At 71.2% G+C, this 25314-nt stretch carries 23 protein-coding genes and 1 pseudogene; 13 read left to right on the plus strand and 11 right to left on the minus strand.

The features are described 5' to 3' along the window. Window positions 1-107 precede the first annotated feature (107 nt). Both ABZ396_RS17445 and ABZ396_RS17450 read left to right on the plus strand, forming a co-directional pair. Window positions 108-848, plus strand: a complete 741-nt coding sequence (locus tag ABZ396_RS17445; protein ID WP_358921944.1) for a class I SAM-dependent methyltransferase — start codon at window positions 108-110, stop codon at window positions 846-848. A 7-nt stretch (window positions 849-855) separates the two neighbouring features. Continuing rightward, window positions 856-1068 (plus strand): annotated as a pseudogene (locus ABZ396_RS17450) (transcriptional regulator); the annotation flags it as partial. 124 nt (window positions 1069-1192) lie between these two features. On the opposite strand, the gene ABZ396_RS17455 reads toward ABZ396_RS17450, so the two are convergent. Beyond that, window positions 1193-1621, minus strand: a complete 429-nt coding sequence (locus ABZ396_RS17455) for a secondary thiamine-phosphate synthase enzyme YjbQ (protein ID WP_358921946.1) — start codon at window positions 1619-1621, stop codon at window positions 1193-1195. A gap of 85 nt (window positions 1622-1706) precedes the next feature. Here ABZ396_RS17455 and ABZ396_RS17460 point away from each other — a divergent pair, with 85 nt between their 5' ends. After that, window positions 1707-2783: an NAD(P)-binding domain-containing protein gene (locus ABZ396_RS17460; RefSeq protein WP_358921948.1), complete on the plus strand. Its 1077-nt coding sequence runs from the start codon at window positions 1707-1709 to the stop codon at window positions 2781-2783. A gap of 28 nt (window positions 2784-2811) precedes the next feature. Here the strand turns inward: ABZ396_RS17460 and mltG are convergent, their stop codons facing one another. Both mltG and ABZ396_RS17470 read right to left on the minus strand, forming a co-directional pair. Then, the gene (mltG, locus tag ABZ396_RS17465; RefSeq protein WP_358921950.1) at window positions 2812-3660 is read right to left on the minus strand and encodes an endolytic transglycosylase MltG; all 849 of its coding nucleotides are present in this window, start codon (window positions 3658-3660) and stop codon (window positions 2812-2814) included. 173 nt (window positions 3661-3833) lie between these two features. Then, window positions 3834-5738, minus strand: a complete 1905-nt coding sequence (locus tag ABZ396_RS17470) for an ABC transporter ATP-binding protein (RefSeq protein ID WP_358921951.1) — start codon at window positions 5736-5738, stop codon at window positions 3834-3836. Window positions 5739-5875: 137 nt separating this feature from the next. Between ABZ396_RS17470 and ABZ396_RS17475 the strand changes: the two genes are divergently transcribed. Then, entirely contained in the window at window positions 5876-6328 is a 453-nt protein-coding gene (locus ABZ396_RS17475) for a MarR family transcriptional regulator (protein ID WP_358921953.1), read from the plus strand. Window positions 6329-6446: 118 nt separating this feature from the next. Here the strand turns inward: ABZ396_RS17475 and ABZ396_RS17480 are convergent, their stop codons facing one another. Together ABZ396_RS17480 and ABZ396_RS17485 are read right to left on the minus strand one after the other, a co-directional pair. Continuing rightward, entirely contained in the window at window positions 6447-6593 is a 147-nt protein-coding gene (locus ABZ396_RS17480) for a hypothetical protein (protein ID WP_358921955.1), read from the minus strand. An 18-nt stretch (window positions 6594-6611) separates the two neighbouring features. Beyond that, window positions 6612-8207, minus strand: a complete 1596-nt coding sequence (locus ABZ396_RS17485) for a peptide-N4-asparagine amidase (protein WP_358921957.1) — start codon at window positions 8205-8207, stop codon at window positions 6612-6614. 130 nt (window positions 8208-8337) lie between these two features. Here ABZ396_RS17485 and ABZ396_RS17490 point away from each other — a divergent pair, with 130 nt between their 5' ends. After that, a complete protein-coding gene (locus ABZ396_RS17490; RefSeq protein WP_358921959.1) occupies window positions 8338-9864 on the plus strand; it encodes a M1 family metallopeptidase in 1527 nt (508 codons plus the stop codon). 215 nt (window positions 9865-10079) lie between these two features. Continuing rightward, window positions 10080-12077: an N-acetylmuramoyl-L-alanine amidase gene (locus tag ABZ396_RS17495; protein ID WP_358921961.1), complete on the plus strand. Its 1998-nt coding sequence runs from the start codon at window positions 10080-10082 to the stop codon at window positions 12075-12077. Window positions 12078-12098: 21 nt separating this feature from the next. On the opposite strand, the gene ABZ396_RS17500 is transcribed toward ABZ396_RS17495, so the two are convergent. Continuing rightward, window positions 12099-12869 (minus strand): L,D-transpeptidase family protein, encoded by a 771-nt coding sequence (locus ABZ396_RS17500; RefSeq protein ID WP_358921963.1) that lies wholly within the window; start codon window positions 12867-12869, stop codon window positions 12099-12101. Between the two features lie 196 nt (window positions 12870-13065). Here ABZ396_RS17500 and ABZ396_RS17505 point away from each other — a divergent pair, with 196 nt between their 5' ends. From ABZ396_RS17505 to ABZ396_RS17520, 4 genes are all read left to right on the plus strand, one after another. Further along, window positions 13066-14907 (plus strand): ABC transporter ATP-binding protein, encoded by a 1842-nt coding sequence (locus ABZ396_RS17505; protein WP_358921965.1) that lies wholly within the window; start codon window positions 13066-13068, stop codon window positions 14905-14907. Beyond that, window positions 14904-16685, plus strand: a complete 1782-nt coding sequence (locus ABZ396_RS17510) for an ABC transporter ATP-binding protein (protein WP_358921966.1) — start codon at window positions 14904-14906, stop codon at window positions 16683-16685. Before ABZ396_RS17505 ends, ABZ396_RS17510 begins: the two co-directional genes overlap by 4 nt. A 195-nt stretch (window positions 16686-16880) precedes the next feature. Then, window positions 16881-17345 (plus strand): DUF5709 domain-containing protein, encoded by a 465-nt coding sequence (locus ABZ396_RS17515; RefSeq protein WP_358921968.1) that lies wholly within the window; start codon window positions 16881-16883, stop codon window positions 17343-17345. Between the two features lie 57 nt (window positions 17346-17402). Next, window positions 17403-17663 carry a type B 50S ribosomal protein L31 gene (locus ABZ396_RS17520; protein WP_358921970.1) on the plus strand — a complete coding sequence of 87 codons (261 nt, stop codon included), beginning with the start codon at window positions 17403-17405 and terminating at the stop codon, window positions 17661-17663. Between the two features lie 8 nt (window positions 17664-17671). On the opposite strand, the gene ABZ396_RS17525 is transcribed toward ABZ396_RS17520, so the two are convergent. After that, a complete protein-coding gene (locus tag ABZ396_RS17525) occupies window positions 17672-18466 on the minus strand; it encodes a metal-dependent hydrolase (protein WP_358921972.1) in 795 nt (264 codons plus the stop codon). A gap of 145 nt (window positions 18467-18611) precedes the next feature. On the opposite strand from ABZ396_RS17525, the gene ABZ396_RS17530 reads away from it, so the two are divergent. Continuing rightward, complete coding sequence (locus tag ABZ396_RS17530) at window positions 18612-21125, plus strand: DUF3516 domain-containing protein (RefSeq protein ID WP_358921974.1); 2514 nt, start codon at window positions 18612-18614, stop codon at window positions 21123-21125. 19 nt (window positions 21126-21144) lie between these two features. Next, window positions 21145-22011, plus strand: a complete 867-nt coding sequence (locus tag ABZ396_RS17535) for an acyl-CoA thioesterase II (protein WP_358921976.1) — start codon at window positions 21145-21147, stop codon at window positions 22009-22011. Between the two features lie 58 nt (window positions 22012-22069). On the opposite strand, the gene ABZ396_RS17540 is transcribed toward ABZ396_RS17535, so the two are convergent. Next, window positions 22070-22978 (minus strand): DUF6397 family protein, encoded by a 909-nt coding sequence (locus tag ABZ396_RS17540; RefSeq protein WP_358921978.1) that lies wholly within the window; start codon window positions 22976-22978, stop codon window positions 22070-22072. 127 nt (window positions 22979-23105) lie between these two features. Next, window positions 23106-23519, minus strand: coding sequence for a roadblock/LC7 domain-containing protein (locus ABZ396_RS17545; protein WP_358921979.1), 414 nt, complete (start codon window positions 23517-23519; stop codon window positions 23106-23108). A 95-nt stretch (window positions 23520-23614) separates the two neighbouring features. On the opposite strand from ABZ396_RS17545, the gene ABZ396_RS17550 reads away from it, so the two are divergent. Further along, complete coding sequence (locus tag ABZ396_RS17550) at window positions 23615-24043, plus strand: PPOX class F420-dependent oxidoreductase (RefSeq protein ID WP_358921981.1); 429 nt, start codon at window positions 23615-23617, stop codon at window positions 24041-24043. Between the two features lie 3 nt (window positions 24044-24046). Here the strand turns inward: ABZ396_RS17550 and ABZ396_RS17555 are convergent, their stop codons facing one another. Next, window positions 24047-24652 carry an ATP/GTP-binding protein gene (locus ABZ396_RS17555; RefSeq protein ID WP_358921983.1) on the minus strand — a complete coding sequence of 202 codons (606 nt, stop codon included), beginning with the start codon at window positions 24650-24652 and terminating at the stop codon, window positions 24047-24049. Window positions 24653-24891: 239 nt separating this feature from the next. After that, entirely contained in the window at window positions 24892-25305 is a 414-nt protein-coding gene (locus ABZ396_RS17560; protein WP_358921985.1) for a DUF742 domain-containing protein, read from the minus strand. Window positions 25306-25314: the final 9 nt, after the last annotated feature.

The raw sequence follows: 25314 nt of genomic DNA on the forward strand, positions 1-25314 counted from the left end.
GATGCGGTAAGGCCGTCCCGGCCGCCACTGACCACGCGGAGTCGGAGGGCCCGGGGCCGTGAAATTGCGTGGACGACGGCTCTGGCCGCCCGGCAGAGTGACCGCCCATGACGAGCAGTGAACTGTGGAGCCGCGCCGAGGCCGACCGCTACGACGCGGAGGAGACCGAGATGACCTCGGCCGCCGTGCTCGGGCCGACCGTGGACTTCCTCGCCGAACTCGCCGCAGACGGCCGGGCGTTGGAGTTCGCCATCGGAACCGGCCGGGTCGCTGTCCCGCTCCGGGAGCGCGGGGTGCCCGTGGTGGGCATCGAGTTCTCCGAGCACATGGCGGCCGTTCTGCGCCGCAAGGCCGACGCCGAGACGCTGCCGGTGGTGATCGGGGACATGGCGACGACCACCGTGCCCGGCGAGTTCTCCCTGGTCTATCTCGTCTACAACACGATCTCGAACCTGCTCACGCAGGACGAGCAGGTCGAGTGCTTCCGCAACGCGGCCCGGCATCTGTCGCCCGGCGGCCGGTTCCTGATCGAACTGGGCGTGCCGCCGCTACGACTGCTGCCGCCCGGCCAGGTCGCAGTGCCGTTCGACGTCTCCGCGGGGCATATCGGGTTCGACACCTTCGACCTGGTCGAGCAGATCCTCGTCTCGCACCACCTCACCCGTGACCGCGAGGACGGCCGCTACCGCCGCGGCCGCTCCCGGCACCGGTACGCGTGGCCGGCCGAGCTGGATCTGATGGCCAGGATGGCGGGGCTCGAACTGGAACGGCGCGTCGCGGACTGGGACGGTTCCCCGTTCACCCAGGACTCGACGAAGCACATCTCCCTGTGGCGCAGGCCCGTGTAGCGCCGCCAAGGTGGTCCGGCACCCCCTCGTCGGCGAGCTGACCCTCGACTGGGACACGCTGGCCCCGACCGTCGACGCCGAGCACCAGCTCGTCGTCTGGTCCGCCGAACCCGGCTCGCCCTCCCACGACGCGCTGCGCATCCTCGCCTCCTGGGCAGGCGCGACAACCCCGGCTCCGACGGACACCGGCGCCGCCCGCGATCGCTCCATGCCCAGCTGACCTCCGTAGCGCCCGCAGCCACACCGGAACCCTGAGCAGCGGCAACCCGAAAGAACCGGGCGTGTTCCTCAAGGCCCGCCGGGCCGCTCTGGACCCCCTCCAGCTGGCCCTGCGCGAGCCGGAATCAGGCGCCGGCGAGAAACGAAAGGCGCACCTTTCGTTCGGAGTTGTCCCTGTTCGTATCGACCAGGCACACCGACTGCCAGGTGCCCAGTTCCAGGTGGCCGTCGATCACCGGAAGGGTGGCGTGCGGGGCCACGAGCGCCGGGAGGACGTGGTCGCGGCCATGGCCCGGGCTGCCGTGCCGGTGCTGCCAGCGGTCGTCGGCGGGGAGCAGGGTGTGCAGGGCGGCCAGCAGGTCGTCGTCGCTGCCGGCGCCGGTCTCGATGATGGCGATACCGGCCGTCGCGTGTGGGGTGAAGACGTTCAGCAGGCCGTCGCGGCCGGCCGCGGCCTCGCGCAGGAAGGCCTCGCAGTCGGCGGTCAGGTCGACGACCCGCTCGCGGGTACCGGTGGTGACTTGGAGCACTCGTGTGGTGAAGGCATCCGACATGCCCCCATCCTCGCCCATCCGCCGGGCCGCCGTTGCGAGCGACCGCGTCGGGAAGATCCACGGCCACCCCCCGGTTGGTAGAAGCGTGAACAACATGCGCGAGGTCGAGGTAGTCGTCACAGGCGCTGGTCAGGCGGGTCTGTCCAGCGCCTATCACCTGCGGCGCACCGGTTTCGAGCCGGACCGCGACTTCGTGGTCCTGGACCACTCCCCCGCCCCGGGCGGCGCCTGGCAGTTCCGATGGCCGTCGCTGACGTACGGCAAGGTCCACGGGATGCACGCGCTGCCGGGCATGGAACTGACCGGAGCCGACCCGGCACGACCGTCCGCCGAGGTCATCGGTGAGTACTTCGCGGCCTACGAACGCACCTTCGAGCTGCGGGTACGGCGGCCCGTGGACGTCCGCGCGGTCCGCGAGGGCGACGGCGGACGGCTGCTCGTGGAGACGGACGCCGGGGACTGGTCGGCGCGGGCGCTGATCAATGCCACCGGCACCTGGGACCGGCCGTTCTGGCCGCGCTACCCGGGCCAGGAGACCTTCCGCGGGCGGCAGTTGCACACCGCGCGGTACGCCGGGCCCGAGGAGTTCGCCGGGAAGCGGGTGGTGGTCGTCGGCGGCGGGGCCTCCGGCACCCAGCAGCTGCTGGAGCTCGCCCCGTACGCGGCCGCCACCACCTGGGTCACCCGCCGGCCGCCGGTCTTCCGCGAAGGGCCCTTCGACGAGGGCGTTGGCCGGGCCGCGGTGGCGCTGGTGGAGGAGCGGGTGCGGCAGGGACTGCCGCCGCGCAGCGTGGTCTCGGTCACCGGGCTGCCCCTGAACGACGCCGTCCGGCAGGGCCTGAAGGACGGCGTCCTGGACCGGCAGCCGATGTTCGACCGCATCACTCCGGACGGGGTGGAGTGGAACGACGGCCGGCATGTCGACGCCGACGTCATCCTCTGGGCGACCGGTTTTCGCGCCGCCCTCGACCATCTGGCGCCGCTGCGGCTGCGCGAGCCGGGAGGCGGGATCCGCGTCGAGGGGACCCGGTCGGTCGTGGATCCGCGTGTCCACCTCGTGGGCTACGGCCCCTCGGCCAGCACCATCGGCGCCAACCGCGCGGGCCGCGAAGCCGTCCGGGACATCAGGCGGCTGCTCGCCGGGGAGCCCGTCGCCGCGTGACGGGTGACGTACCGGCGTCACCTCGGCCTCAGTGGGACCGCTGCGAGACCTGCGGCGACTCCTTGGCCTTGCTGTTGCGCACCGCGTTGAACTCGGCGACATTGCGCTGGTGTTCGGCGTAGTCGGCGGTGAACCGCGTGTCCCCGGGCTTGACCGTGACGAAGTAGAGCCAGTTGCCCGGCGTCGGGTTCATCGCGGCACGCATGGCGTCCTCGCCCGGGCTGTCGATCGGCGTGGGCGGCAGGCCCATGCGCTGGTAGGAGTTGTAGGGGTTCGCGATACGCGTGTCCTCAAGAGTGGTGTTGAGGGTGCTGCGGTTGAGGGCGTAGTTGAGGGTGGAGTCCATCTGCAGCGGCATACCGCTCTGCAGCCGGTTGAAGACGACCCGGGCCACCTTGCCCATGTCGGCCTTGTCCGCCGCCTCGGCCTGGACGATGCTGGCAATGGTCACCGCCTGGTAGACGTTCATCGCGTTGCGCTGAGCGCCGGCCGCGACGGGCGCCGCACCGAACGTCTGGTTGGCGGTGTCCACCATGAACCGCAGCACGGACTGCGGGGTCGCGCCCTTGTCCAGGGGATAGGTGGCCGGGAAGAGATAGCCCTCCGGGTTGCCCCCGGCGTCGCCTGGCAGCTTCAGGCCGGCGGTGCCGACGGACCGCTTGGTGCTACCGGCGGGGAGAGCGAGCGCCTTGTCGACGGCGTCGTAGACCTGGGAGGCGCGCCACCCCTCCGGGATGACCAGGGTGGCGGGCCTGGCGGCCGCGCCGTGCACCAGGGACAGCAGCGGCACCGCCACGGCGGCCCCCGCCACCACGACGCCGGCCACCACGATAAGGAGTCTGCCCCTGCGCGTCAGCCGGACCGCCTTCCGTCGCATCGCCCCCGGGCGGCTCGCGTTCCGCCGGCTCGCGTTCCGCCGGCTCGTGTTCCGTCGGCTCGTGTTCCGTGACGGAGTGTTCGTCTGCATGTGGGCACGTTAGCCCGCAGACTGCCGCAAACCCGACATATCTTCAGCTTGTCGGCTGTAGTCGTCGGCTCACGTAGCCGGCTTCAGCTTGTCGGCGGAGTCGCCGGCTGACGCCCCCGGTCGCCCCGCCGGCGCCCCGCCCGTCTCACCGACTCCCACTGGGTTGCCTCACCGGTTCCGGTCGGCCGCTCCCCCGCCGTGTCCACTCGGGCGTCCCGGCGCACCAGCGCCGCGTACCGTCCGTCGAGTTCCAGCAGTTCCTCGTGCGTGCCCCGTTCGGCCACCCGGCCGGAGTCGAGGACGACGATCTGGTCGGCGCCGCGGATCGTGGACAGCCGGTGGGCGATGGTGACGGTCGTCCGGTTGGCCGACAGGGCGTCGATGGCTTCCTGGACGGCGTGTTCGGTGCGGGTGTCCAGGGCGCTGGTCGCCTCGTCGAGGATGAGGACCGGCGGGTCGCGCAGGATGGTGCGGGCGATGGCCAGCCGTTGCTTCTCACCACCGGAGAAACGGTGACCGCGTTCGCCGACGACGGTGCCGTAGCCGTCGGGCAGCGCGGCGATGTGGTCGTGGATCTGGGCCGCGCGGGCGGCCGCGTGGAGTTCCTCGTCGGTGGCTTCCGGCTTGGCGAAGCGCAGGTTTTCGGCGACCGAGGCGTGGAAGAGGTACGTCTCCTGCGAGACGACCCCGACCGCACGGGCGAGGGTGTCGAAGTCGAGGTCACGGACGTCGACGCCGTCCAGGGTGACCCGGCCGCCAGTCACGTCGTAGAGCCGGGGAACCAGGTAGCCGAGCGTGGACTTGCCGGCGCCGGTCGGGCCGACGATCGCCAGGCTGCCGCCGGCCGGGACGGTCAGGTCGATGCCGTCGAGGACGGGCCCGCTCTTGTCGTCGTAGCGGAACTCGACCTTCTCGAAGCGCACCTCGCCCTTCACACGGTCCAGGTGGACCGGCTCGTCCCGCTCGGTGATGTCCACGGGCAGGTCGAGGTACTCGAAGATGCGCTGGAAGAGGGCGAGCGAGGTCTGGATCTGGACGCCGGTCTGCAGCAGGCTCACGGCCGGGCGGAACAGGCCCTGCTGGAGGGAGACGAAGGCGACGATGGTGCCGAGCGAGATCTGCGGGCCGCCCAGCTGGAGGGCCATGCCGGCGGTCCAGTAGATGACGGCCGGCATCGCGGCCATCACGATCGTGATCACGGCCATGCGCCAGCGGCCGGCCATGTTCGAGCGTACTTCCAGGTCGACGAGCTGCTCGGACTCGTCGGCGAAGGAGGCGGTGAGCGAGTCGGCGCGGCCCATGGTCCGGCCGAGCAGGATGCCGCTGACGGAGAGCGACTCGGTGACCGTAGCGGCCATCGAGGCCATCTGCTTCTGGCGTTCGGTGGTGATCTTCTTGCGCTCGTTGCCGACCCGGCGGCTGACCCACACGAAGGCCGGGAGCAGGACCAGCGAGACGACGGTGAGCCGCCAGTCGAGGGCGATCATCGCGACGATCGTGGCGACCACGCTGGTCAGGTTGGAGACCAGGGAGGTGGCCGTGGAGGTGACAGTGGCCTGCATGCCGCCGATGTCGTTGGCGATGCGGGACTGCACCTCGCCGGTGCGGGTGCGGGTGAAGAAGGCGAGCGACATGCGCTGGAGGCGGCCGTAGACGGCGGTGCGCAGGTCGTGCATGACGCGCTGGCCGACTGTGGTGGATATCAGCGTCTGCAGGACCCCGAAGACGCTGGTGAGGACGGCGCTGAGGATCATGCCCAGCGCCAGCAGGCTGAGCAGTCCGGTGCGGCCCTGCGGGATCGCGGTGTCGAGGATCGCCTTCAGGAGGAAGGGCGTGGCGACCGAGACCAGCGAGGCGGCGCCGACCAGCAGGCCGACGATCGCGAGCCGGCCGCGGTAGGGGCGGAAGAGTGTGAGGATGCGGCGCACCTGGCGGGGTTGTCCGGCCGAAGTGCCGTCCGGGGTCCAGTTGATCTCGTCTCGGGGCATGGCTCCTACGGATGGGTGCGGTGGTCAGGGACTCGGAAGTCCGAGTATCGGCTCGCGGAGGCTGTCCTGCAGGCTCACGGAGCTTAGCTCATTGTTACCTATACTCACAATGAACATGGTCCTGATATTGTTCCCCTATGACCACCCCCGATTCCGAGGGCCGGCTCGCCGACCAGTTGCTGCGGCTCACCCGCCGGGTGCACCGCATCCAGAAGCGCCATTTCGAGGCGCGTCATCTGGGCGTCACCCCGGCGCAGTCCCGGCTGCTGCGCACCCTCGCCCACTACGACACGCCCCCACGGATGGCCGATCTCGCCGAGCGCCTGGAGGTGGTGCCGCGCGCGGTGACCACGCTGGTCGACGGCCTGGAGGCGAGCGGCAAGGTGCGCCGGGCGGCGGATCCGACGAACCGCCGGGTGACGCGGATCGAGATCACGGACGAGGGGCGCGAGACCCTGCGGGAGCTGCGGGGTGCCCGGCGGTCGGCCGCCGAGGAGATCCTGGCCCCGCTGTCGGAGGAGCAGCGTGCGGCACTGGGCGGGCTGCTGGACGCCCTGGTCGACGGAGCGGCGGCGGCGAAGGGCTGCTGAGACACGAAGGGGCTCCCCTCCCGAACTTCCGAAGGGGAGCCCGTTCCCGTCGCGGCCTTCCCACGGGAGCGGCTTCCTTCGCGGGCCTTGCCGAGGGGAGCCCCTTTCCGTCGCCGGGTCAGCTCTCGGAGACGAGTTCCTCGGCCCGTTCGTTCTCCCGCACGGCCGCGGTCTCGCCGCCCAGCACCCGCTCGGCCCGCTCGACGTCCAGCGCACCCTCCCAGCGGGAGACGGCGAAGACGGCCATGCCCTTGCCGGTGAGCATCAGCAGCAGGACCTCGGCTCAGCAGCCGCTGCGATCCTCCGTCAGCACCCCCTGTTCGGTGGCCAGCGAACGGTCGTAGCACCCGTCGGACCCGTACAGCCGGTAGCGCTCGCTCGATGTGCCGACCGCGTGCCGCTGGTCGCGCGGCACGCCTAGGGTGTATGTCGCGTCACCGCGGTAGGTGTCGTCGAGCCGCGACCAGCCGCCCCCGGCCCGCGTGACCGCCGCCCGGTCGCCGAGGGTGAGTTCGGTGCGCAGCCGGTCGTCCGTGCCGACGGTGATGGCGCCGTTCATCGTGTACGTCCGGTGGGTGCGTGTCGTCCGGGGCGCTCCGCCCGCCTTCGCGATGACGCTCTGGTCGTCCGTCCAGGTGGCGTCGAGCGCGTCCGTCGTCTCGCCGTCGGTCCAGCGGTGCGCGGACGTGTTGGCCAGCGTCCGGCTTACGGTGGTGGTCACCCGGCCGTGCGAGGTGTCGACGTATCCGGAGACGGCGAGCCGGTGCCCGGCGTCGGTGTCGAGCCGGTACTCCCCCGGACCCGGCGTGTACACCGAGGAGTTGACGGGATTTGAGGCTTCGGCGTCGGTGAGCTTCCCGGTGACGTGGGCGCGGTGCGCGTCCTGCCAGACCAGCACGTTCACGGGGGCGCTCCAGCCGGCCTGGCCCTCGGGCACCCCGGCGACGGAGACCTCGACCTGGTGCGGGCGGCCGTCGTTGAGCAGTCCAGCGAACGGCGTCAGGTCGTATTCGATCGGCTTGACGTCGAAGGCGCGCGGGCCCGGAATGACGTACCAGAGGAAGGGGTTGGACCAGCCGCCTGTCCACACGTTCGGGAACGGTGAGGCGATTCCGGCGAGTTGGCCGTCGACCTTGATCTGCACCTCCCGGTAGGGCCCCTTGTCCGCCTTGCAGGAGTACGACGCCGGGTCGGCCACGGTGAGATACCAGAACTCCTCGCAGCCGCCGCCGGATCCGGTGGCGTACACCTCGGCGACGATGCGTTCGCTGTTGCGCGGGGTGGTGAGGGTGGTGCCGCCGTCCAGGGTGAGCACCTTGTCGGGGACGGTGGCCTGGGGGCGTCCTGCGTAGAAGGTGAGCGTGGCCTTGACGTCGATGACGCCGGTGTACGTGTCGTCGACGACGTTGCCGATGAGCATCTCGACGTCCCGGGTGCCGCGGAACGTGTCGCTGTAGCGGGTGACGTCCTTCTCCACATGCCACCCGATGCCGTCCGGCGAGGGCTCGGGGGTGGAGGTGCGCAGCACCTCCACGCCTCCGACGTGCAGATAGCCGAGCCGGTCGTACTGACGGCCCTTCACCTTGCCGTCTAGCCGCAGCACCACCTTGCTCCAGCGGTCACCGCAGCCCTGGGGTGGCGTGTAGGTGCCTCTGTACGGTGTGAAGTCGCGGAACTGGACCTCGGCCAGGGTGACTTGGCAGGACCTGGCGCCCTTGGGCACGGACACCGGCGGGGCGGCGGTCACCGGGTCGTGCCAGTCGGTGCCGAACTCGGCCGGGACGTCGGCGGCTACGGCGGCGGGGGCCCCCGTACCGAGGAGCGCGCTCGTCAGGAGGGTCGCCCCTGCAAGCATGGACATGACGATCCGTCTTCTCATGGCCGGTGTTCTACGGGGAGTTGGCCGCCGGCCGCAATGAGGAGACCGGCCGACCGCTCCATAACCCGTGCGGACGCGCACAACAGGCACATATAGTGCTATAAGCGGATCTTACTGCCACAGTGGTTCCATGGAGATCACGACCGCTCGCGTCCGTCGCGCGGCCCTCGCCCTCGCCCTCGGCGGTGCCGTCGCCCTCACCTGCGACGCCGTGTTCGCCGGCCTCCCGCACCGCGGCCACGACTCCCCCGCCCCCGGCCCCTCGGCCGCCTCCTCCGGCCCGGCCCGGGACCCGGCCCCCGGCGCACCGGGCATCGGCGACCCGCTGATGCCGCTCGACGGCAACGGCGGCTACACGGTGCGCCGTTACACGCTCGATTTCGACTGGCAGGCACCCGAGACGCCGTTCGAGGCCGGAGCCACCATCAGCGCCACCGCCACCCAGGCCCTGTCCCGCTTCGACCTGGACTTCGCGGGCAACACCCTGCACGGGGTCACCGTCGACGGCGTACCGGCCACCGCGGTACGGGACGGCGACGAACTCGTCGTCACGCCCGCGCGAGCGATCCCCCGCGGCAGCACCTTCGCCGTCCGCGTCACCTACACCGCCGACCCCACCCAGCGCCGGCAGCGTGGCGACGCGATCCGGGAGTACGGCTGGGTGCCCACCGCCGACGGCACCCTGCTCTGTCTGCAGCCCGACGGCGCCAAGCTGGTCTTCCCGGTGGACGACCACCCCAGCCTGCGGGCGCCGGTCACCTTCCGCATCACCACCCCCGCGGGACTCCGCGCGGTGGCCAACGGCCGGCTCGTCGACCGCGTCCAGCGCCCCGGCGGACGCGTGCGCTGGACGTACGACTCCGAGGAACCCATCGCGGCACAGCTGGTCCAGATGGCGATCGGGAAGTTCGCGTTCGTCGACGGCACGGGCCCGCGCGGACTGCCCGTCCGGGACGTGGTGCCGGACGGCCTGGTCGCGGACACCGAGTCCCACCGCGCGCTCACCCCGGAGCACCTCGCCTGGCTGGAACGGCGGCTCGGCCCGTACCCGTTCCGCCGCTATGGCGTGCTGGTCGGGGACACCGATCTGCCGGTGGCGCTGGAGACGCAGTCGCTGTCCGTCGTACCGAAGGACGACCTGCTGGGCGACCGGGTCCACGCCGAACGCAATCTCGTCCACGAGCTGACCCACCACTGGACGGGGGACAGCGTCGCCATCCGGCGCTGGTCCGACCTGTGGCTGAGTGAGGGTCATGCCCGTTTCTACGAGCGGCTGTACTCCGACGAGCACGGCGGCACCAGCATGGAGGACGCCATGCGGGCGGCGTACGAGCAGCACGACCAGTGGCGCCACGACGACGGAGCGCCCGCCGAGCCGACGGAGCCGACGCTGTTCAAGGTGATGCGGTACGACGGCTCGGCGCTGGTGCTGTATGCCCTCCGGGAGAAGGTCGGTGACGAGACGTTCGACCGGATCGAGCGCACCTGGGTGACCAGGTACCGGGGCCGGGCAGCCGGCACCAAGGACTTCGTCGCGCTCGCCTCCGAGGTCGCGGGCGAGGACCTGACGCCGTTTCTGACGCCCTGGCTGTACGGGCCGGACACCCCGCCCATGCCCGGCCATCCCGACTGGCACGTGGACCCGGTCGAGGACTGAGCCCGGACGGTGTGCGACCGCCCCCCGGATGCCGATCCGCTGCCGCCGACCGGGTGGCCTCCGCCGGACCGCTGGTCCACCCGGTTGACGCTCGGCGCGCCGTGCCGCGCCGGACACGGAAACGTACGAGGGGTGACGTTAAGGGCAGCCCCTTTTGCCCTGGTTGCGACGAGCGTGGTTGGAGACCCTCAGCAAGCGGTTGGAGAACCTCCGGTATGAGAAGAACTGTCGCCCCACGTGTGCCCGGCGCTCTGCGGACGTGCCGCCTGACGGCCTGTCTGCTCGCGACGGCCGCGCTGCTGCCACCGCTGCTGATCCTCCCGGCGTCGGGCGCCGACGAGGCGGAGGACCAGCGCCTGCAGAACGCCTTCACCGATGCCGCGCGCGAGTTCCACGTGCCGCGCAGTGTGCTCATGAGCGTGTCCTACATGCAGTCGCGCTGGGACTCCCATCCCGGCACCCCCAGCGTCGCGGGCGGCTACGGGCCGATGCACCTGGTGGAGCCCGACCACGGCCAGGCCCCGGCGCCGGCGCCGGCGGCGGGCCCGTCGGCGCCGGACGGCCGCGGGAACGGTTCGCTCGAGGGGACGGAGTTCGCCTCGGGCGGTCACGCCGTACAGCCGGCGGACCTGGAACACGCCGCACGGCTGATCAAGGTCCCGGCCGCGGCGCTGCGGACGGACGCCGTCGCCAACGTACGCGGCGGCGCGGCCCTGCTGGCCGCCGTGCAACGGCATCTCGGCAAGCCGCTCAGCGACGACCCTGAGGACTGGTGGCAGGCGGTGGAACGTTTCCCCGGCACACGTGACGTCGCTTCGGCGACGACGTACGCCGACGATGTCTTCACCCTGATCCGCCGGGGGGCGCACCGGACCACCGCCGACGGGCAGCAGGTCACGCTCCCCGCCACCCCCGGCGTCAGCCCGCACCCCGGCCCGCAGGTCCCACCACGGCCCAAGGAGGTCGAGTGCCCTCCCGAGCTGGCCTGTGACTGGCTCGCCGCGCCGTACCAGGAGATCGACGACGACGGCGACTACGGCAACCACGACCTGGCCGACCGGCCCCGGGACCAGCGGATCGAATACATCGTCATCCACGACACCGAGTCGACACTGCCGAACATGTTCAAGACCGTGCAGGACCCGACCGAGGCGTCCTGGCACTACTCGATCCGCTCCAGCGACGGCCACGTCACCCAGCACGTCAGGACGAAGGACGAGGCCTGGCACTCCGGCAGCAAGTTCGTCAACGCCCGCTCGATCGGGATCGAACACGAAGGGTTCCTCACCCACCCCGGCACCTGGTACACGGAGCAGATGTACCAGTCCTCGGCCCGCCTGGTGCGCTACCTGGCGAAGAAGTACGGCGTCCCGCTCGACCGGCAGCACATCTTCGGCCATGACAACGTGCCGGCTCCGACCGGCGACTCCATCCCCGAGATGCACGAGGACCCCGGCCCCTTCTGGGACTGGCAGCACTACTTCGACCTGCTCGGCGCGCCGCTGCGGGCCACGGCCGGACCGGACAGCGACATGGTGATGATGCTGCCGGACTACGCCACCCACAAGCCGCGGTTCACGGGGTGTGAAGGTCACGGCAAACGGTGCCTGCCGCACGGCTCCAGCGCCGTCCGTCTCCACACCGGACCGGACGAGAACGCGCCGCTGATCCAGGACCCGGGCCGCAGGCCGGAAGGCGACGAATCCACGGAGGACGTCAGCGACCTCGGATCGCGTGTCTCCACCGGCCAGACATTCGCCGTCGCCGACCGCAGCGGCGAGTGGACGGCGATCTGGTACCAGGGCAACAAGGCCTGGTTCAGGAACCCCAAGGATCACCCTGCGGCCGTCGGCGCGAACGGGCGCATGGTGACGCCGAAGGAGGGCCTGGACGAGATCCCGGTGTACGGACGTGCCCTGCCGGAGGCGGAGGCCTACCCGGAGGGAATGGAGGAGGAGTCCGACTCGCCGCTCCCGTACAGCCTCCGGGCGGGCCAGCGGTATGTGACACAGTCCGGCGTCGGCAGTTCCTACGTCGACAGGTCGTCCTTCTCCGGCACGCCCCAGCCCGTCGTACTGGGCCAGGAGAGGTACTACGAGATCCAGTTCGGCCACCGGCTCGCCTACGTCCGGGCGAACGACGTGGACCTGGTGCACACGAGCGCCGGCTCCTCCGGGGTGCCCGGACCGAAGCCCGGCCCGGCCGGCCGGTGACCAGCGTCCCCCGGTGCCCCGTCAGGGCGGATCCCTCCTTTCCCCCATCACCACGACCGGATCGCGGTCCGGATCGAGCGTGTGGAGCAGGAACCGCATGGCCTCTCCGGAGAGGCTGATGCAGGCCGAGGTGCCGCTGCCGTTATCGAGATGCAGCCAGATGCCGCCGCCCCGTTCGGCGCCCCGTGGGCGGGTGGCATCGTGCGGCGGTACACCCCGCAGCCGGTTGTGGTCGATGGCGATGACGTAGTCGAAGTCGTGCCGGTGCGCCGAGTCCCAGTCGTACGGGGGCGCGCAGGCGTCCTCGTCCTGGGCGTAGGGGAGCCGGGTACCCGGGTCGGGGAGCACCCCGCCCGCGTCGGTGAGGGTGAACACGCCGACCGGGCTGCGTTCGTGGCCCGCATAGTGGTCGGTGCTCCAGCCGTTCCGCCCGTTGTGCGCGGGCCAACTGCCCACCGGGCGCCAGCCGTCGTCCTGCAGGACGTACAGCACGACCGTGGAGTCGGACGAGTCCTCGCCCTCGCCGTACACGGCCAGGACCTGGCTGGAGTCGGCGGGGATCTCCCCGTGCAGCCGCTCGCCGACACCGGGGAGCGCGATGGGGCCGCCTACGGGGACGGCCGGCCTCGGCTGCGCCACCCGGCTCGCCGGGGCGGCTCTGGGGGGCGCGCCCGGTACGCCGTCGCTCGCGCCACCGCTCTCCGATCCCCCGCACGCGCTCAGGGTCCACGGGACGGCTCCGAGGGCCATCTCCATCACGGCGGTCACACGCCGAACGCTCTTGATCTGCACCCGCCCCTCCTGGCATCGCATAACGCGCCATTGCCTGAATTTCCCGGCGTTATTTGCGTGTGGGGCGGCAATCCCTGGCGAGAAGACGGCTGATTTCGCCGGCCGCCGGGGAAAACCGTTTGATTTCGACCACGCTCCGACGCGAACCTTTCACGGCTTGTCGCCACCTCCCCCCGACACAAGCCGCTGGGACGTCATGCAGATTCAAGATCTTCCGTATTCCCATCCGGGCGTGCCGGACGCACGCTCGGGTCCCCGATTCCTGTGGTGGCTCGGGCGAAATCAACTGGGTGGCCAGCTCAAGGCGCTGGCCTGGGGACTGCTGCACTTCGTGGCCGTCTCCGCGCTCCCCTTCTGTGTGGGGCTCGCCGTCCAGGCCGTCACCGACCGCTCCGGCACGCGGCTGGCGCTGACGGGCGGTCTGCTCGTGCTGTGCGGCATGGCGATCGCCGTCGGCGACACCTTCCTGCACCGGGCCGCCGTCACCAACTGGATCACCGCGGCCGCCCGCGTCCAGCAGTTGCTCGCCCGCAAGGCCACCCAACTGGGCTCGGCGCTGACCCGGCGGGTGGCGGCCGGCGAGGTGGTCGCCGTCTCCACCGGCGACGTCGAAAAGATCGGCTGGTTCGTCGAGGCGGTCTCCCGGTTCACCGCGGCCGCCCTGACGGTCGTAGCGGTCGGCGTCGGCCTGCTCCTCTACCAGCCCGCGCTCGGCTGGGTGGTCGCCGCCGGGCTGCCCCTGGTGGCACTGGCCGTGCTGCCGCTGCTGCCCCGGGCGACCCGGCGCGCCGACTTGCAGCGCGCGAAGGCCGGCCGGGCCACCGAGCTGGCCTCGGACACCGTCGCGGGTCTGCGCGTGCTGCGCGGCATCGGCGGCGAGGACCTCTTCCTCGACCGCTACCGCCGTGCTTCCCAGGAGGTGCGGCGGGCCGCCGTACGCAGCGCCCGGATGTGGTCCCTGATCGCCGCGATCCAGGTGCTGGTGCCCGGACTGCTGCTGATCGCGGTCGTCTGGTACGGCGTCCACCTCGCCCGGCAGGGCCGAGTCACCGTCGGCGAACTGGTCACCGTCTACAGCTCGGTCATGATCCTCAACTACCCGCTGCAGCACTTCACCGAGATCGCCATGGCCTACTCCTTCTCGCGCCCCTCGGCGAAACGGGCCGCCCGGGTCCTCTCCCTGGAGCGGGCCACCGACACCGGCGGCTCCCGCGCGGACGCGCTGCCGGACGGCGACCTGTACGACCCGGACACCGGTCTGCTGGCGCCCGCGGGCCGGCTGACCGCCGTGGTCTGCGGCGACCCCGACGCGGCCGGCCACCTCGCCGAACGGCTGGGCGGCCACCCGGCCGAGGCCGCCACCTCCGTGCTGCTCGGCGGCGTACCGCTCGACGAACTGCCGCTGGAGACCGCCCGCACCGCGGTGCTCGTCCAGGACAAGGACCCGGTGCTGCTCTCCGGTTCGCTGCGCGAGCTGCTCGACGTGCCGGCGTCAGGGGCCGTACGGGCCCAGGACGCGCTGTCCGCCGCCCAGTGCTCGGACGTCCTGGAGGCCCTGGTCCAGGGCTCGTTGGACGTCACCGACCCGCTGGACGCCCGGATCACCGAGCGGGGGCGTTCCCTGTCGGGCGGGCAGCGCCAGCGGCTCGCGCTGGCCCGGTCGCTGATCACCGACCCCGAGGTGCTCGTCCTGGACGAGCCGACCTCCGCCGTCGACTCGCACACCGAGGCGCGGATCGCGGAGGGGATCCGCGAGGTGCGGTCCGGCCGTACGACCGTGTTGTTCACCTCCTCTCCCCTGCTGCTGGACCGGGCCGACCGGGTCGTCCTCGTCCACGAGGGCGCGGTCGCGGCGGTCGGCGTGCACCGCGAACTGGTGCGCACCGAGCCCCGGTACCGGGCGGTGGTGACCCGGGAGACGGACGCGGAAGCGGTCCTGCGGGGCGCGATGAAGGAAGAGGTCCCTCTCGGAGGCACCGTGAACGACGAGGCCGCGCTGCGAGCCGGCGCGCTGGAAGAGATCGAGGAAAGCGCATGATCGGCGTCGCACCACCGGCGTACGACCCGGCCGCCCCGACGACCGCCACCACGCTGCCCATCGGCGCCACCTCGACAGTGCGCGCCTACGTGGCCGAACTGTTCCGCCGGCATCGCCGGGCCTTCTCCGTCCTCGTCATGGTCAACACGGTGGCCGTGGTCGCCTCCATGGTCGGCCCGTACCTGCTCGGCGGACTCGTCGAGCGGGTGTCGGACGGTGCCCGTGAACTTCATCTGGGCCTGACCATCGGCCTGTTCGTGCTCGCGCTCGGCGTCCAGGCCCTCTTCGTGCGCGAGGTGCGGCTGCGGGGCGCCGTGCTCGGCGAACGGATGCTGGCCGACCTGCGCGAGGACTTCCTCGTCCGGTCCGTCGGGCTGCCGCCGGGCGTCCTGGAGCGGGCGGGCACGGGCGACCTGCTGTCCCGGATCACCACCGACATCGACCGGCTCGCCAACGCCATGCGGGAGGCCGTACCGCAGCTGTCGATCGGCGTCGTGTGGGTCGTGCTGCTGCTCGGCGGGCTCGTGGTCACGGCGCCCCCGCTGGCCGCCACCGTGCTGCTCGCCCTGCCGATCCTGGTGGTCGTCTGCCGCTGGTACTTCAGGCGGGCGCCCTCCGGCTACCGCTCCGAGGCCGCCGGGTACGCGTCGGTGGCCGCGGCCCTCGCGGAGTCCGTGGACGCCGGGCACACCATCGAGGCGCACCGGCTCGGCACCCGGCGCATCGCCCTGTCCGAACGCCGGGTGAAGGAGTGGACGGCATGGGAGCGCTACACCCTGTGGCTGCGGTCGGTGCTGTTCCCGGCCGTCAACGCCACCCACACCGTCGTGCTGGGCTCGGTGCTCATGATCGGCGGCGCCTTCGTCCTCAACGGCCGGCTCGACGTCGGCCAGCTGACGACGGGCGCGCTCATCGCCCAGATGCTCGTCGAGCCGGTGAACCTGATCCTGCGCTGGTACGACGAGGTCCAGGTCGCCCAGGTGTCGCTGGCCCGGCTGGTCGGCGTCCGGGACATCGAGCCGGACGCCGGTGACGCCTCGCTGGCCCCCGAGGGCCGCAAGGTGCGCGCGGACGAGGTCCGCTTCGGCTACCTCCAGGGCGTCGACGTGCTGCGCGAGGTCTCCCTGGAGGTCGCGCCCGGCACCCGGCTCGCCCTGGTCGGACCGTCGGGCGCGGGCAAGTCCACCCTGGGCCGGCTGCTCGCCGGGATCTACGCGCCCCGCGACGGCCGGATCACCCTCGGCGGCGCGGAGCTGTCCCGGATGACCGCCGAACGGGTCCGCTCCCATGTGGCCCTCGTCAACCAGGAGCACCACGTCTTCGTGGGTTCCCTGCGCGACAACCTGCTGCTCGCCCGGACCGGCGCCGAGGACGCAGAACTGTGGGCGGCCCTGGGCGCGGTCGACGCGGACGGCTGGGCGCGGGCCCTGGAGCAGGGCCTGGACACCGAGGTGGGCTCCGGCGGACTCACGCTGACACCGGCGCAGGCCCAGCAGATCGCGCTGGCCCGGCTGGTGCTGGCCGACCCGCACACCCTCGTCCTGGACGAGGCGACCTCGTTGCTCGACCCGCGCGCGGCCCGCCATCTGGAACGGTCCCTGGCCCGGGTCCTCGACGGCCGCACCGTGGTCGCCATCGCGCACCGGCTGCACACCGCCCATGACGCGGACGTCATCGCCGTGGTCGAGAAAGGCCGGATCAGCGAGCTCGGCAGCCACGACGAGCTGGTGGCGGCCGACGGCGCCTACGCGGCGCTGTGGCGGTCGTGGCACGGGTGACCGGCCGCGGCACGGGGTACGCGGCGCAGGTCGCGCACCGTGCCGTTGCGCGGGGACGAGCAGGGGTGGAAGGCTGGATAGCGGCACCGGTTCGGGGACCGGCCGGGAACCACAGGGTTCGCGGCGAGCGAGGCCCGTGCCGAGCGTGCCGACGGCCCGCCCCTCGGACCGTCGCCTCACTCCCTGGAGGTAGCCGTGACCACCGCCGACGGATGGGGGGACGACGTCTACCAGCCCGACGGATCCGAGATCCGCGAGGACACCGGACTGCTCGACGTGGAGGACACGCTCGAGTCCGACGGCGTCAGCGATCCCCTGGACCGGGGCTGGTCCCCGCCCGAGCGGCCGTGGGCCGTTGAGCACACCGGGGTGACCGCGGCGGAGGGCCACCGGGGCGAGACCCTGGACCAGCGGCTCGCCGAGGAGCTGCCCGATCCGGCCGGCCCCGACGGCGACGGCATCGGCGACTGCCAGGGCAGCGACGGCGAACTCCTGGACAACGAGGTCGGCGATCTGCGCTCCGGCCGCCTCGTGGCACCCGACGAGGGGGCGCACGAGGACGACGAGAACGGTCTCGTCGCCACCGACGTCGGCATCGACGGCGCCGGGGCCTCCGCCGAGGAGGCCGCGATGCACATCGTCGATGAGGACACCGGCTAAGGCTGACGCCGGACCCCACTGCCCGACCGCCCCGACCGCCCTGTCCGAGGAGTCGCCATGCAGCAGGACAAGCACCCCGACTACCACCCCGTGGTCTTCCGCGACCGCGCCGCCGGGTACGCCTTCCTGACCCGGTCCACCGCGACCAGCGACCAGACCATCGAATGGGACGACGGCCAGACCTACCCGGTGGTCGACGTGGAGATCTCCTCCGAGAGCCACCCCTTCTACACCGGAAAGGCCCGCACGGTGGACTCCGAGGGCCGCGTCGCCGCGTTCGAGCGGCGCTACGGGAGCGGCTCCGGGAAGGCCGGCTGACCCTCCGGTCAGATCACGTTCAGGGCGGCCGCGCAGCCTATGCCGCCCAGCACCATGAACACGGGCATCAGCACCTTCAGCTCGACCCAGCTGCCCGCGCGGAACCGCATCATCTTCGGCGGGCCCAGCGGGTACCAGCGCTTGCGGCCGATCGGGATGGGCCACAGTATCGGGCAGCCGGAGACGGTCAGCGCGTCCCCGATGTCGTGCACCAGCGCCCCCAGCACCACCGGCAGCCCCAGCCACAGGTACTCCTGGCCGGGCTGGGTGAACAGCCAGTCCGAGCCGTTGCCCGGCTTGTCCAGGGTGCCCGCCAGGATCCAGGCGCTGGTCGCCGCGAGCAGCCACACCAGCACGTCGCTGCTGGAGCCGCGGGCCGCACGCCACAGCAGGCCTTCGATCGCCAGCACCATGTGCGCGAAGAGGATCGCCAGCACCGCCCAGCGGCCGCCGAGGATCGCCGCGGCCGAGCAGCCCGCGCCGATCAGCGCCGCCCACACCCAGGTGTGCGTCAGCGTGCGGTGCCCGCCGGAGCGGCGCGGGTCGCCCGGCTTCCGGGTCGTCTTGTAGACGGCGTAGGAGAGCTTGTCGACGATCTCGCAGAGCCCGCGCGACAGCGGTCCGAAGGCGCGCGAGATGGTGGCGGCCTTGTGGTCGAGGTCGGGGGCGAGTGCGGCGCCGGCGCAGATCAGTGCCCCGACCAGTAGCACCGGCCAGGGCATCCCATGCCCGGCCGCGGCAGCCGCGGCTCCGACGCCGAGCCAGGCGGCGGCTCCCGACAGTGAGTGTGCTGGTCCCATCATGGCCGCTATCCGCCCCATTCCTCGTATGCCGCTGTCCAGTTGACCGGGTGCGATGACGCTCCGTCGGCGACACAGCATAGGGGTCGTGATCTTCGGGCTCGCAGCCGATTCCCCCCTTGGGGGGTGGGCCAGGCAAGATGGGTGCGTGACCCTCATCGATCGCCTGCCGCCGACCGCCGACCCCGACACCCTGTACGAAGCCTTCGAGTCGTGGGCCCAGGAGCGCGGTCTCACGCTCTACCCCCACCAGGAGGAGGCGCTGATCGAGGCGGTCTCCGGGGCGAACGTGATCGTGTCGACGCCGACCGGCTCCGGCAAGAGCATGATCGCCGCCGGTGCGCACTTCGCCGCGCTGGCCCGGGATGAGGTCACCTTCTACACGGCGCCGATCAAGGCGCTGGTGTCGGAGAAGTTCTTCGAGCTGTGCAAGCTCTTCGGCACCGAGAACGTCGGCATGCTCACCGGCGACGCCTCCGTGAACTCCGACGCACCCGTCATCTGCTGCACCGCCGAGGTGCTCGCCTCCATCGCCCTGCGCGACGGCAAGCGGGCGGACGTCGGCCAGGTCGTCATGGACGAGTTCCACTTCTACGCCGAGGGCGACCGTGGCTGGGCCTGGCAGATCCCGCTCCTCGAACTGCCGCAGGCCCAGTTCATCCTGATGTCCGCCACCCTCGGCGACGTCTCCTTCTTCGAGGAGGACCTCGCCCGCCGCACCGGCCGCCCCACGTCGGTGGTCCGCTCGGCGACCCGCCCCGTGCCGCTGTCCTACGAGTACAAGCTCACCCCGCTCACCGAGACGCTCACCGAACTGCTGGAGAGCAAGCAGGCGCCGGTGTACATCGTGCACTTCACCCAGGCGCAGGCGGTGGAGCGGGCGCAGGCGCTCATGAGCATCAACATGTGCTCGAAGGAGGAGAAGGAGCAGATCGCCGAGCTGATCGGCAACTTCCGCTTCACCACCAAGTTCGGCCGCAACCTCTCCCGGTACGTCCGGCACGGCATCGGCGTCCATCACGCCGGCATGCTCCCCAAGTACCGGCGCCTGGTGGAGAAGCTGGCGCAGGCCGGTCTGCTGAAGGTCATCTGCGGCACCGACACCCTGGGCGTGGGCGTCAACGTGCCCATCCGCACGGTCCTGTTCACCGCCCTCACCAAGTACGACGGCAACCGGGTGCGCACCCTGCGTGCCCGTGAGTTCCACCAGATCGCCGGGCGGGCGGGCCGGGCCGGCTTCGACACGGCCGGGCTGGTGGTCGCGCAGGCGCCCGAGCACGTCATCGAGAACGAGAAGGCGCTCGCGAAGGCGGGCGACGACCCGAAGAAGCGGCGCAAGGTGGTGCGCAAGAAGGCGCCGGAGGGCTTTGTCGGCTGGACGGAGAACACGTTCGAGAAGCTGATCGCGTCCGAGCCCGAGCCGCTGACGTCGCGTTTCCGGGTGACGCACACGATGCTGCTGTCGGTGATCGCCCGCCCGGGCAACGCCTTCAAGGCGATGCGCCATCTCCTGGAGGACAACCACGAGCCGCGCAAGCAGCAACTGCGGCACATCCGCCGGGCGATCGCCATCTACCGCTCGCTCCTCGACGGCGGCATCGTCGAGAAGCTCGACGAGCCGGACGCCACCGGCCGTATCGTCCGCCTCACGGTCGACCTCCAGCAGGACTTCGCGCTCAACCAGCCGCTGTCCACGTTCGCCCTTGCCGCGTTCGAACTCCTCGACCCCGAGTCGCCGTCGTACGCTCTCGACATGGTGTCCGTCGTCGAGTCCACCCTGGACGACCCGCGCCAGATCCTCGTCGCCCAGCAGAACAAGGCGCGCGGTGAGGCCGTGGCCGCGATGAAGGCGGACGGCGTCGAGTACGAGGAGCGCATGGAGCGCCTTCAGGACGTCACCTACCCGAAGCCCATGGAAGAGCTGCTCTTCCACGCGTACGACACCTACCGCAAGAGCCACCCCTGGGTCGGCGACCATCCGCTGTCGCCGAAGTCGGTGATCCGGGACATGTACGAACGGGCGATGTCCTTCACGGAGTTGGTGTCCTTCTACGAGCTGGCCCGCACCGAGGGCATCGTGCTGCGCTACCTGGCGAGCGCGTACAAGACGCTGGACCACAACATCCCCGACGATCTCAAGTCCGAGGATCTGCAGGACCTGATCGAGTGGCTGGGCGAGATGGTCCGCCAGGTCGACTCCAGTCTGCTGGACGAGTGGGAGCAGCTCGCCAACCCGGAGGAGATGACCGCCGAGGAGGCTCAGGAGAAGGCCGACGAGGTCAAGCCGGTCACCGCCAACGCGCGCGCCTTCCGGGTCCTGGTCCGCAACGCGATGTTCCGCCGGGTGGAGCTGGCCGCCCTCGACCAGGTCGACGAACTGGGCGAGATGGACGCGGAGTCCGGCTGGGACGCCGAGGCCTGGGGCGAGGCGATGGACAAGTACTGGGACGAGTACGAGGACCTGGGCACCGGCCCCGACGCCCGTGGTCCCAAGCTGCTCGTGATCCAGGAGGAGCCGCAGAACGGGTTGTGGCGCGTCCGGCAGATCTTCGACGACCCGAACGACGACCACGACTGGGGTATCAGCGCGGAGGTCGATCTGACGGCCTCCGACGCCGAGGGCCGCGCGGTCGTCCGCGTCACCGATGTCGGCCAGCTCTGACCACAGGAGAACCCCACCCATGACGAACCCGGCCGAGAGACTGGTCGACCTGCTCGACCTGGAGCAGATCGAGGTCAACATCTTCCGTGGCCGCAGCCCGCAGGAGTCCCTCCAGCGGGTCTTCGGCGGCCAGGTGGCGGGCCAGGCGCTGGTCGCCGCCGGCCGCACCACGGAGGGCGACCGTCCGGTGCACTCGCTGCACGCGTACTTCCTGCGCCCGGGCCGCCCTGGCGTGCCGATCGTGTACCAGGTCGAGCGGATCCGGGACGGGCGGTCGTTCACCACGCGCCGGGTCACCGCCGTGCAGCAGGGCCGCACGATCTTCAATCTGACCGCCTCCTTTCACAAGCCTGAGATGGGGCCTTTCGAGCACCAGCTGCCGCCGGCCCGCGAGGTGCCGCACCCGGAGTCGCTGCCGACACTCGCCGAGGAGATCCGCAAGCATCTGGGCGTGCTGCCGGAGCAGTTGGAACGGATGGCGCGCCGCCAGCCCTTCGACATCCGTTATGTCGACCGGCTGCGCTGGCATCCCGAGGAGATAGCGGGCGCCGAGCCGCGCAGCGCGGTGTGGATGCGCGCGGTCGGTCCGCTGGGTGACGATCCGCTGGTGCACACCTGCGCGCTGACCTACGCCAGCGACATGACCCTCCTGGACGCGGTGCGGGTCCCCGTCGAGCCCCTGTGGGGACCGCGGAACTTCGACATGGCTTCGCTGGACCACGCCATGTGGTTCCACCGGCCGTTCCGGGCGGATGAGTGGTTCCTGTACGAGCAGGAGTCCCCCATCGCCACGGGTGGCCTGGGCCTGGCCCGCGGGCAGGTCTACGACCTGGAGGGGCGGCTGCTGGTGTCGGTCGTCCAGGAGGGGCTGTTCAGGGCCCTGTAGTACAGCAGAGCCTCTGACCCGTAGTCCTGGTTCTTCAGTGGGCGAGGCCCGGAGTTCTTCAGTGGGCGGGACGGGGGCTTCTGCCACGCAGCCAGCCGCGCAGGCCGCGCGCGGGGCTCGGTCGCGCCGGTGCCGGGTGCTGCGGATGCGGGGCAGGGCGGGGCGGCTGCTTGGCACAGTGGTGCGGTTGCTTGCCAGGGTGGGGCGCAAGGTGAAGCGTGCGGGCCTCCGCCACGGCCCGTGCCAGGTCGTTCCGGAACCAGTCGATCTCGTGCGGCTCGTCCGCCGTCATCAGTTCTTCGGCGAGCAGCGCGGTCGGCGAGCCCGGGGTGCCGTGAGCGGGCGGGGCCGGCCGGAAGGCCTTCACATACGCACGCTCATGAGGGTCTGTCACAACGTCGTCGATCTCGCCGGGGTCCAGGAAGCCGGCCACCACCCCGGCCCGCTCCCACGGCCCGTCCGCCTTCCTCAGCAGGAAACCGCAGTGGCGTCCGCGCCAGTTGCGGGCCCGCTGGTCCGCTCCCGCCCTCAGACGGTCACGCAACTCCTCGGGCGTGCGGCCGGTGAGCAGCCGTGCGTTCTTCTCGTCGGCCGCGAACTGCCGTAGCTCCTCCGCCAGATAGAGCCAGACCACGGCCCGATAGCGGTTCGGGTACCAGTTCACGGGAGTCACCAGGCCGAGTTTCGCGAAACGGGTGAACCTGCCCGCCGGAATCTCCATCAGGGCAGCACCCTCGGTCGTACCGACGACTCGCACACTCTCGCGGAGGGTTTCGGCCCAGGCCTGGAGCCGCTCGATCTCGGTCCGGAGGACACGGCGGCCTCCGCCGCCTTCGTCAGGTACTGTGCGGATCCGTCCAAGATGCACCGCGAGGTCGAACTCGCCTCGCCTGAGGCCCAGTTCACGGGCGGCGCGGCTGAACGTGCTGGTGAGCGGGTGGGGTCGGGCGATCGTGGTGCCGGACATGGTCGTTCTCCCCCGTGGAGCGGGTGGCTGGCGCCGGTTGCGCTCGCCGTGAAAAAGACCGTAGCCGCTTCGGCGAATCTCGTGGCGGCCCTGTGGACAACTCCGCCACAGATGGTGAATCCGCAGGTCAGAGGTCCACCACGGAGGAACGCTCCGCTTGCCGGGCGTCCACGCCGAGGTGTTCGCCGACCCGGTTGACGAGCAGGGTCATCTCGTAGGCGATCTGGCCGATGTCCGCCTCCGCGCCGCTGAGCACGCACAAGCAGCTGCCGGTTCCGGCAGCGGTGACGAACAGCACCGCGTCGTCGTACTCGATCATCGTCTGACGGACCTGGCCCGCGCCGAAGTGGCGTCCGGAGCCCTTGGCGAGGCTGTGCAGCCCGGAGGCGACGGCGGCCAGATGCTCCGCGTCCTCCCGGCGAAGGCCCGTGCTCGCTCCTGTGACCAGGCCGTCGTTCGAGAGGACCAGCGCATGCCGTACGTGCTCCACGCGCTCGGTCAGGTCGTCGAGCAGCCAGCCGAGTCCCTGGTTCTGCACCATGTCGTAACGTCTCCCCGTGTGCCGTCTCCCCCTGGCTGGAGGATCTCCCCGCCAGCCTTCCCCACCACCGCCGTCCGGGCAAGGAGGATGGAGGCATGGCCCAGAAGATGACCGACGAGGAATGGCGGGCGTTCGTCTCGCACGGCACCCGCACCGGCAAGCTGTCCACCGTCAACGCCGACGGCAGCCCGCACGTGGCTCCCGTCTGGTTCCTGTTGGACGGGGACGACCTGATCTTCAACACCGGCAAGGAAACCGTGAAGGGGCGCAATCTCGCCCGCGACGGGCGTGTCGCCTTCTGCGTGGACGACGACCGGCCCCCGTTCCATTTCGTGGTGCTGAGCGGGCGCGCCCGGCTGTCCGAGGAACTGGGTGAGTTGCGTGACTCGGCCACCCGGATCGCGGCCCGTTACGTGGGAGAGGAGCGCGCGGAGGAGTTCGGCGCCCGCAACGGCGTCCCGGGCGAGCTGCTCGTGAGGGTCACCGTGGAGAAAGTGGTGGCGCTCAAGGACCTCACGGCCTGAGGCTCAGCCCACCGAGTCGAGGAGCCGGGCGGTGTGCATCCGCCCGGCGTACTCAACGAGCCGGATCAGCACCTCCTTGCCGGAGTCCCGGTCACGGGCGTCGCACAGCACTACCGGTGTGCCCTGGTCCAGGTCCAGGGCGCGGGAGACGTCGTGCGCGCCGTAGGACCGGGTGCCGACGAAGCAGTTGACGGCGACGACGAACGGGATGTGCCGGTGCTCGAAGTAGTCGACCGCCGGGAAGCAGTCCTCCAGGCGGCGGGTGTCGGCGAGGACGACGGCCCCGAGGGCTCCTTGCGACAGCTCGTCCCAGAGGAACCAGAAGCGGTCCTGGCCCGGAGTGCCGAACAGGTACAGGGAGAGCCCGGAGCGAATGGTGATGCGGCCGAAGTCCATGGCGACGGTGGTGGTGACCTTCTGGTCCACGCCGTCCGTGTCGTCCACCGACTGGCCCGCTTCGCTGAGCATTTCCTCGGTGCGCAGCGGCCGGATCTCGCTGACGGCGCCGACCAGGGTCGTCTTTCCGACACCGAAGCCGCCGGCGACCAATATCTTGAGCGCCATGGCCGACGTGTCGTCAGCGGCGGGCTCGGAGTACTCGGAGACCATGATCACTTCTCTCGGGAGGGCCGGCTGCGGTGGACATGTGCGGGATGGTCGGGGGTCCGTGACGCGGGGTGCGCGCGACACCGCTCGGTGGGGTGGGTTCGCTCGGTGCGCCCGGTGCGCCGGGTTCGCTCTTTGAGCTCAGGACGTGAAGCCAGCATCATGACAACTGCGTTCCGGTCGTGGGCGGTTGGACCGGATCGCGTCTGCTCCGAACGGTGCGCGGGGTTGCGGATGCTCATCTACAGTGCACGCAATCCCGCGATGACCTCGCGCAGAATCCGTTCGTCGGGAAGTTGGGCCGGTGGCACCGGGCGGCTCACGGTGACGCAGCCCAGTTCCAGCAGGTCGCCCAGGAGCACCCGGACCACGCCCACGGGGAGATCGGCGCCGGCGGCGAGCTCGGCGACGGACTGCGTCTCCACCCGGCACAGGTCGATCAGCGCCCGGTGTTCCGGGCCGAGCGCGGTGTCGTCGTCGACGCCGGGCGCGCCCGGGTCGAGTGTGACCAGGGCGATCAGGTCGAACCGCACTCCGGAGGGGCCGGGTTTGGTGCGGCCGCCGGTCATGGCGTAGGGGCGGACGAGGGGCCCGGCCTCTCCGTCGTACCACTGGCTGCCCGGCTCGCGCGGGGCGCCGGTCGTGTACTCGGTCATCGGTGACAC

The organism is Streptomyces sp. NPDC005866 (assembly GCF_040629895.1).
Classification (GTDB): domain Bacteria; phylum Actinomycetota; class Actinomycetes; order Streptomycetales; family Streptomycetaceae; genus Streptomyces.

What these genes read in the sequence shown, in the direction of transcription:
- ABZ396_RS17445 (WP_358921944.1), top strand. Translation starts at nt 108, where the DNA reads ATGACGAGCAGTGAACTGTGGAGCCGCGCCGAGGCCGACCGCTACGAC.
- ABZ396_RS17455 (WP_358921946.1), bottom strand. Translation starts at nt 1,621, where the DNA reads ATGTCGGATGCCTTCACCACACGAGTGCTCCAAGTCACCACCGGTACC.
- mltG (WP_358921950.1), bottom strand. Translation starts at nt 3,660, where the DNA reads ATGCGACGGAAGGCGGTCCGGCTGACGCGCAGGGGCAGACTCCTTATC.
- ABZ396_RS17470 (WP_358921951.1), bottom strand. Translation starts at nt 5,738, where the DNA reads ATGCCCCGAGACGAGATCAACTGGACCCCGGACGGCACTTCGGCCGGA.
- ABZ396_RS17475 (WP_358921953.1), top strand. Translation starts at nt 5,876, where the DNA reads ATGACCACCCCCGATTCCGAGGGCCGGCTCGCCGACCAGTTGCTGCGG.
- ABZ396_RS17480 (WP_358921955.1), bottom strand. Translation starts at nt 6,593, where the DNA reads ATGCTCACCGGCAAGGGCATGGCCGTCTTCGCCGTCTCCCGCTGGGAG.
- ABZ396_RS17485 (WP_358921957.1), bottom strand. Translation starts at nt 8,207, where the DNA reads ATGAGAAGACGGATCGTCATGTCCATGCTTGCAGGGGCGACCCTCCTG.
- ABZ396_RS17490 (WP_358921959.1), top strand. Translation starts at nt 8,338, where the DNA reads ATGGAGATCACGACCGCTCGCGTCCGTCGCGCGGCCCTCGCCCTCGCC.
- ABZ396_RS17495 (WP_358921961.1), top strand. Translation starts at nt 10,080, where the DNA reads ATGAGAAGAACTGTCGCCCCACGTGTGCCCGGCGCTCTGCGGACGTGC.
- ABZ396_RS17505 (WP_358921965.1), top strand. Translation starts at nt 13,066, where the DNA reads ATGCAGATTCAAGATCTTCCGTATTCCCATCCGGGCGTGCCGGACGCA.
- ABZ396_RS17510 (WP_358921966.1), top strand. Translation starts at nt 14,904, where the DNA reads ATGATCGGCGTCGCACCACCGGCGTACGACCCGGCCGCCCCGACGACC.
- ABZ396_RS17520 (WP_358921970.1), top strand. Translation starts at nt 17,403, where the DNA reads ATGCAGCAGGACAAGCACCCCGACTACCACCCCGTGGTCTTCCGCGAC.
- ABZ396_RS17525 (WP_358921972.1), bottom strand. Translation starts at nt 18,466, where the DNA reads ATGATGGGACCAGCACACTCACTGTCGGGAGCCGCCGCCTGGCTCGGC.
- ABZ396_RS17535 (WP_358921976.1), top strand. Translation starts at nt 21,145, where the DNA reads ATGACGAACCCGGCCGAGAGACTGGTCGACCTGCTCGACCTGGAGCAG.
- ABZ396_RS17540 (WP_358921978.1), bottom strand. Translation starts at nt 22,978, where the DNA reads ATGTCCGGCACCACGATCGCCCGACCCCACCCGCTCACCAGCACGTTC.
- ABZ396_RS17545 (WP_358921979.1), bottom strand. Translation starts at nt 23,519, where the DNA reads ATGGTGCAGAACCAGGGACTCGGCTGGCTGCTCGACGACCTGACCGAG.
- ABZ396_RS17550 (WP_358921981.1), top strand. Translation starts at nt 23,615, where the DNA reads ATGGCCCAGAAGATGACCGACGAGGAATGGCGGGCGTTCGTCTCGCAC.
- ABZ396_RS17555 (WP_358921983.1), bottom strand. Translation starts at nt 24,652, where the DNA reads ATGGTCTCCGAGTACTCCGAGCCCGCCGCTGACGACACGTCGGCCATG.
- ABZ396_RS17560 (WP_358921985.1), bottom strand. Translation starts at nt 25,305, where the DNA reads ATGACCGAGTACACGACCGGCGCCCCGCGCGAGCCGGGCAGCCAGTGG.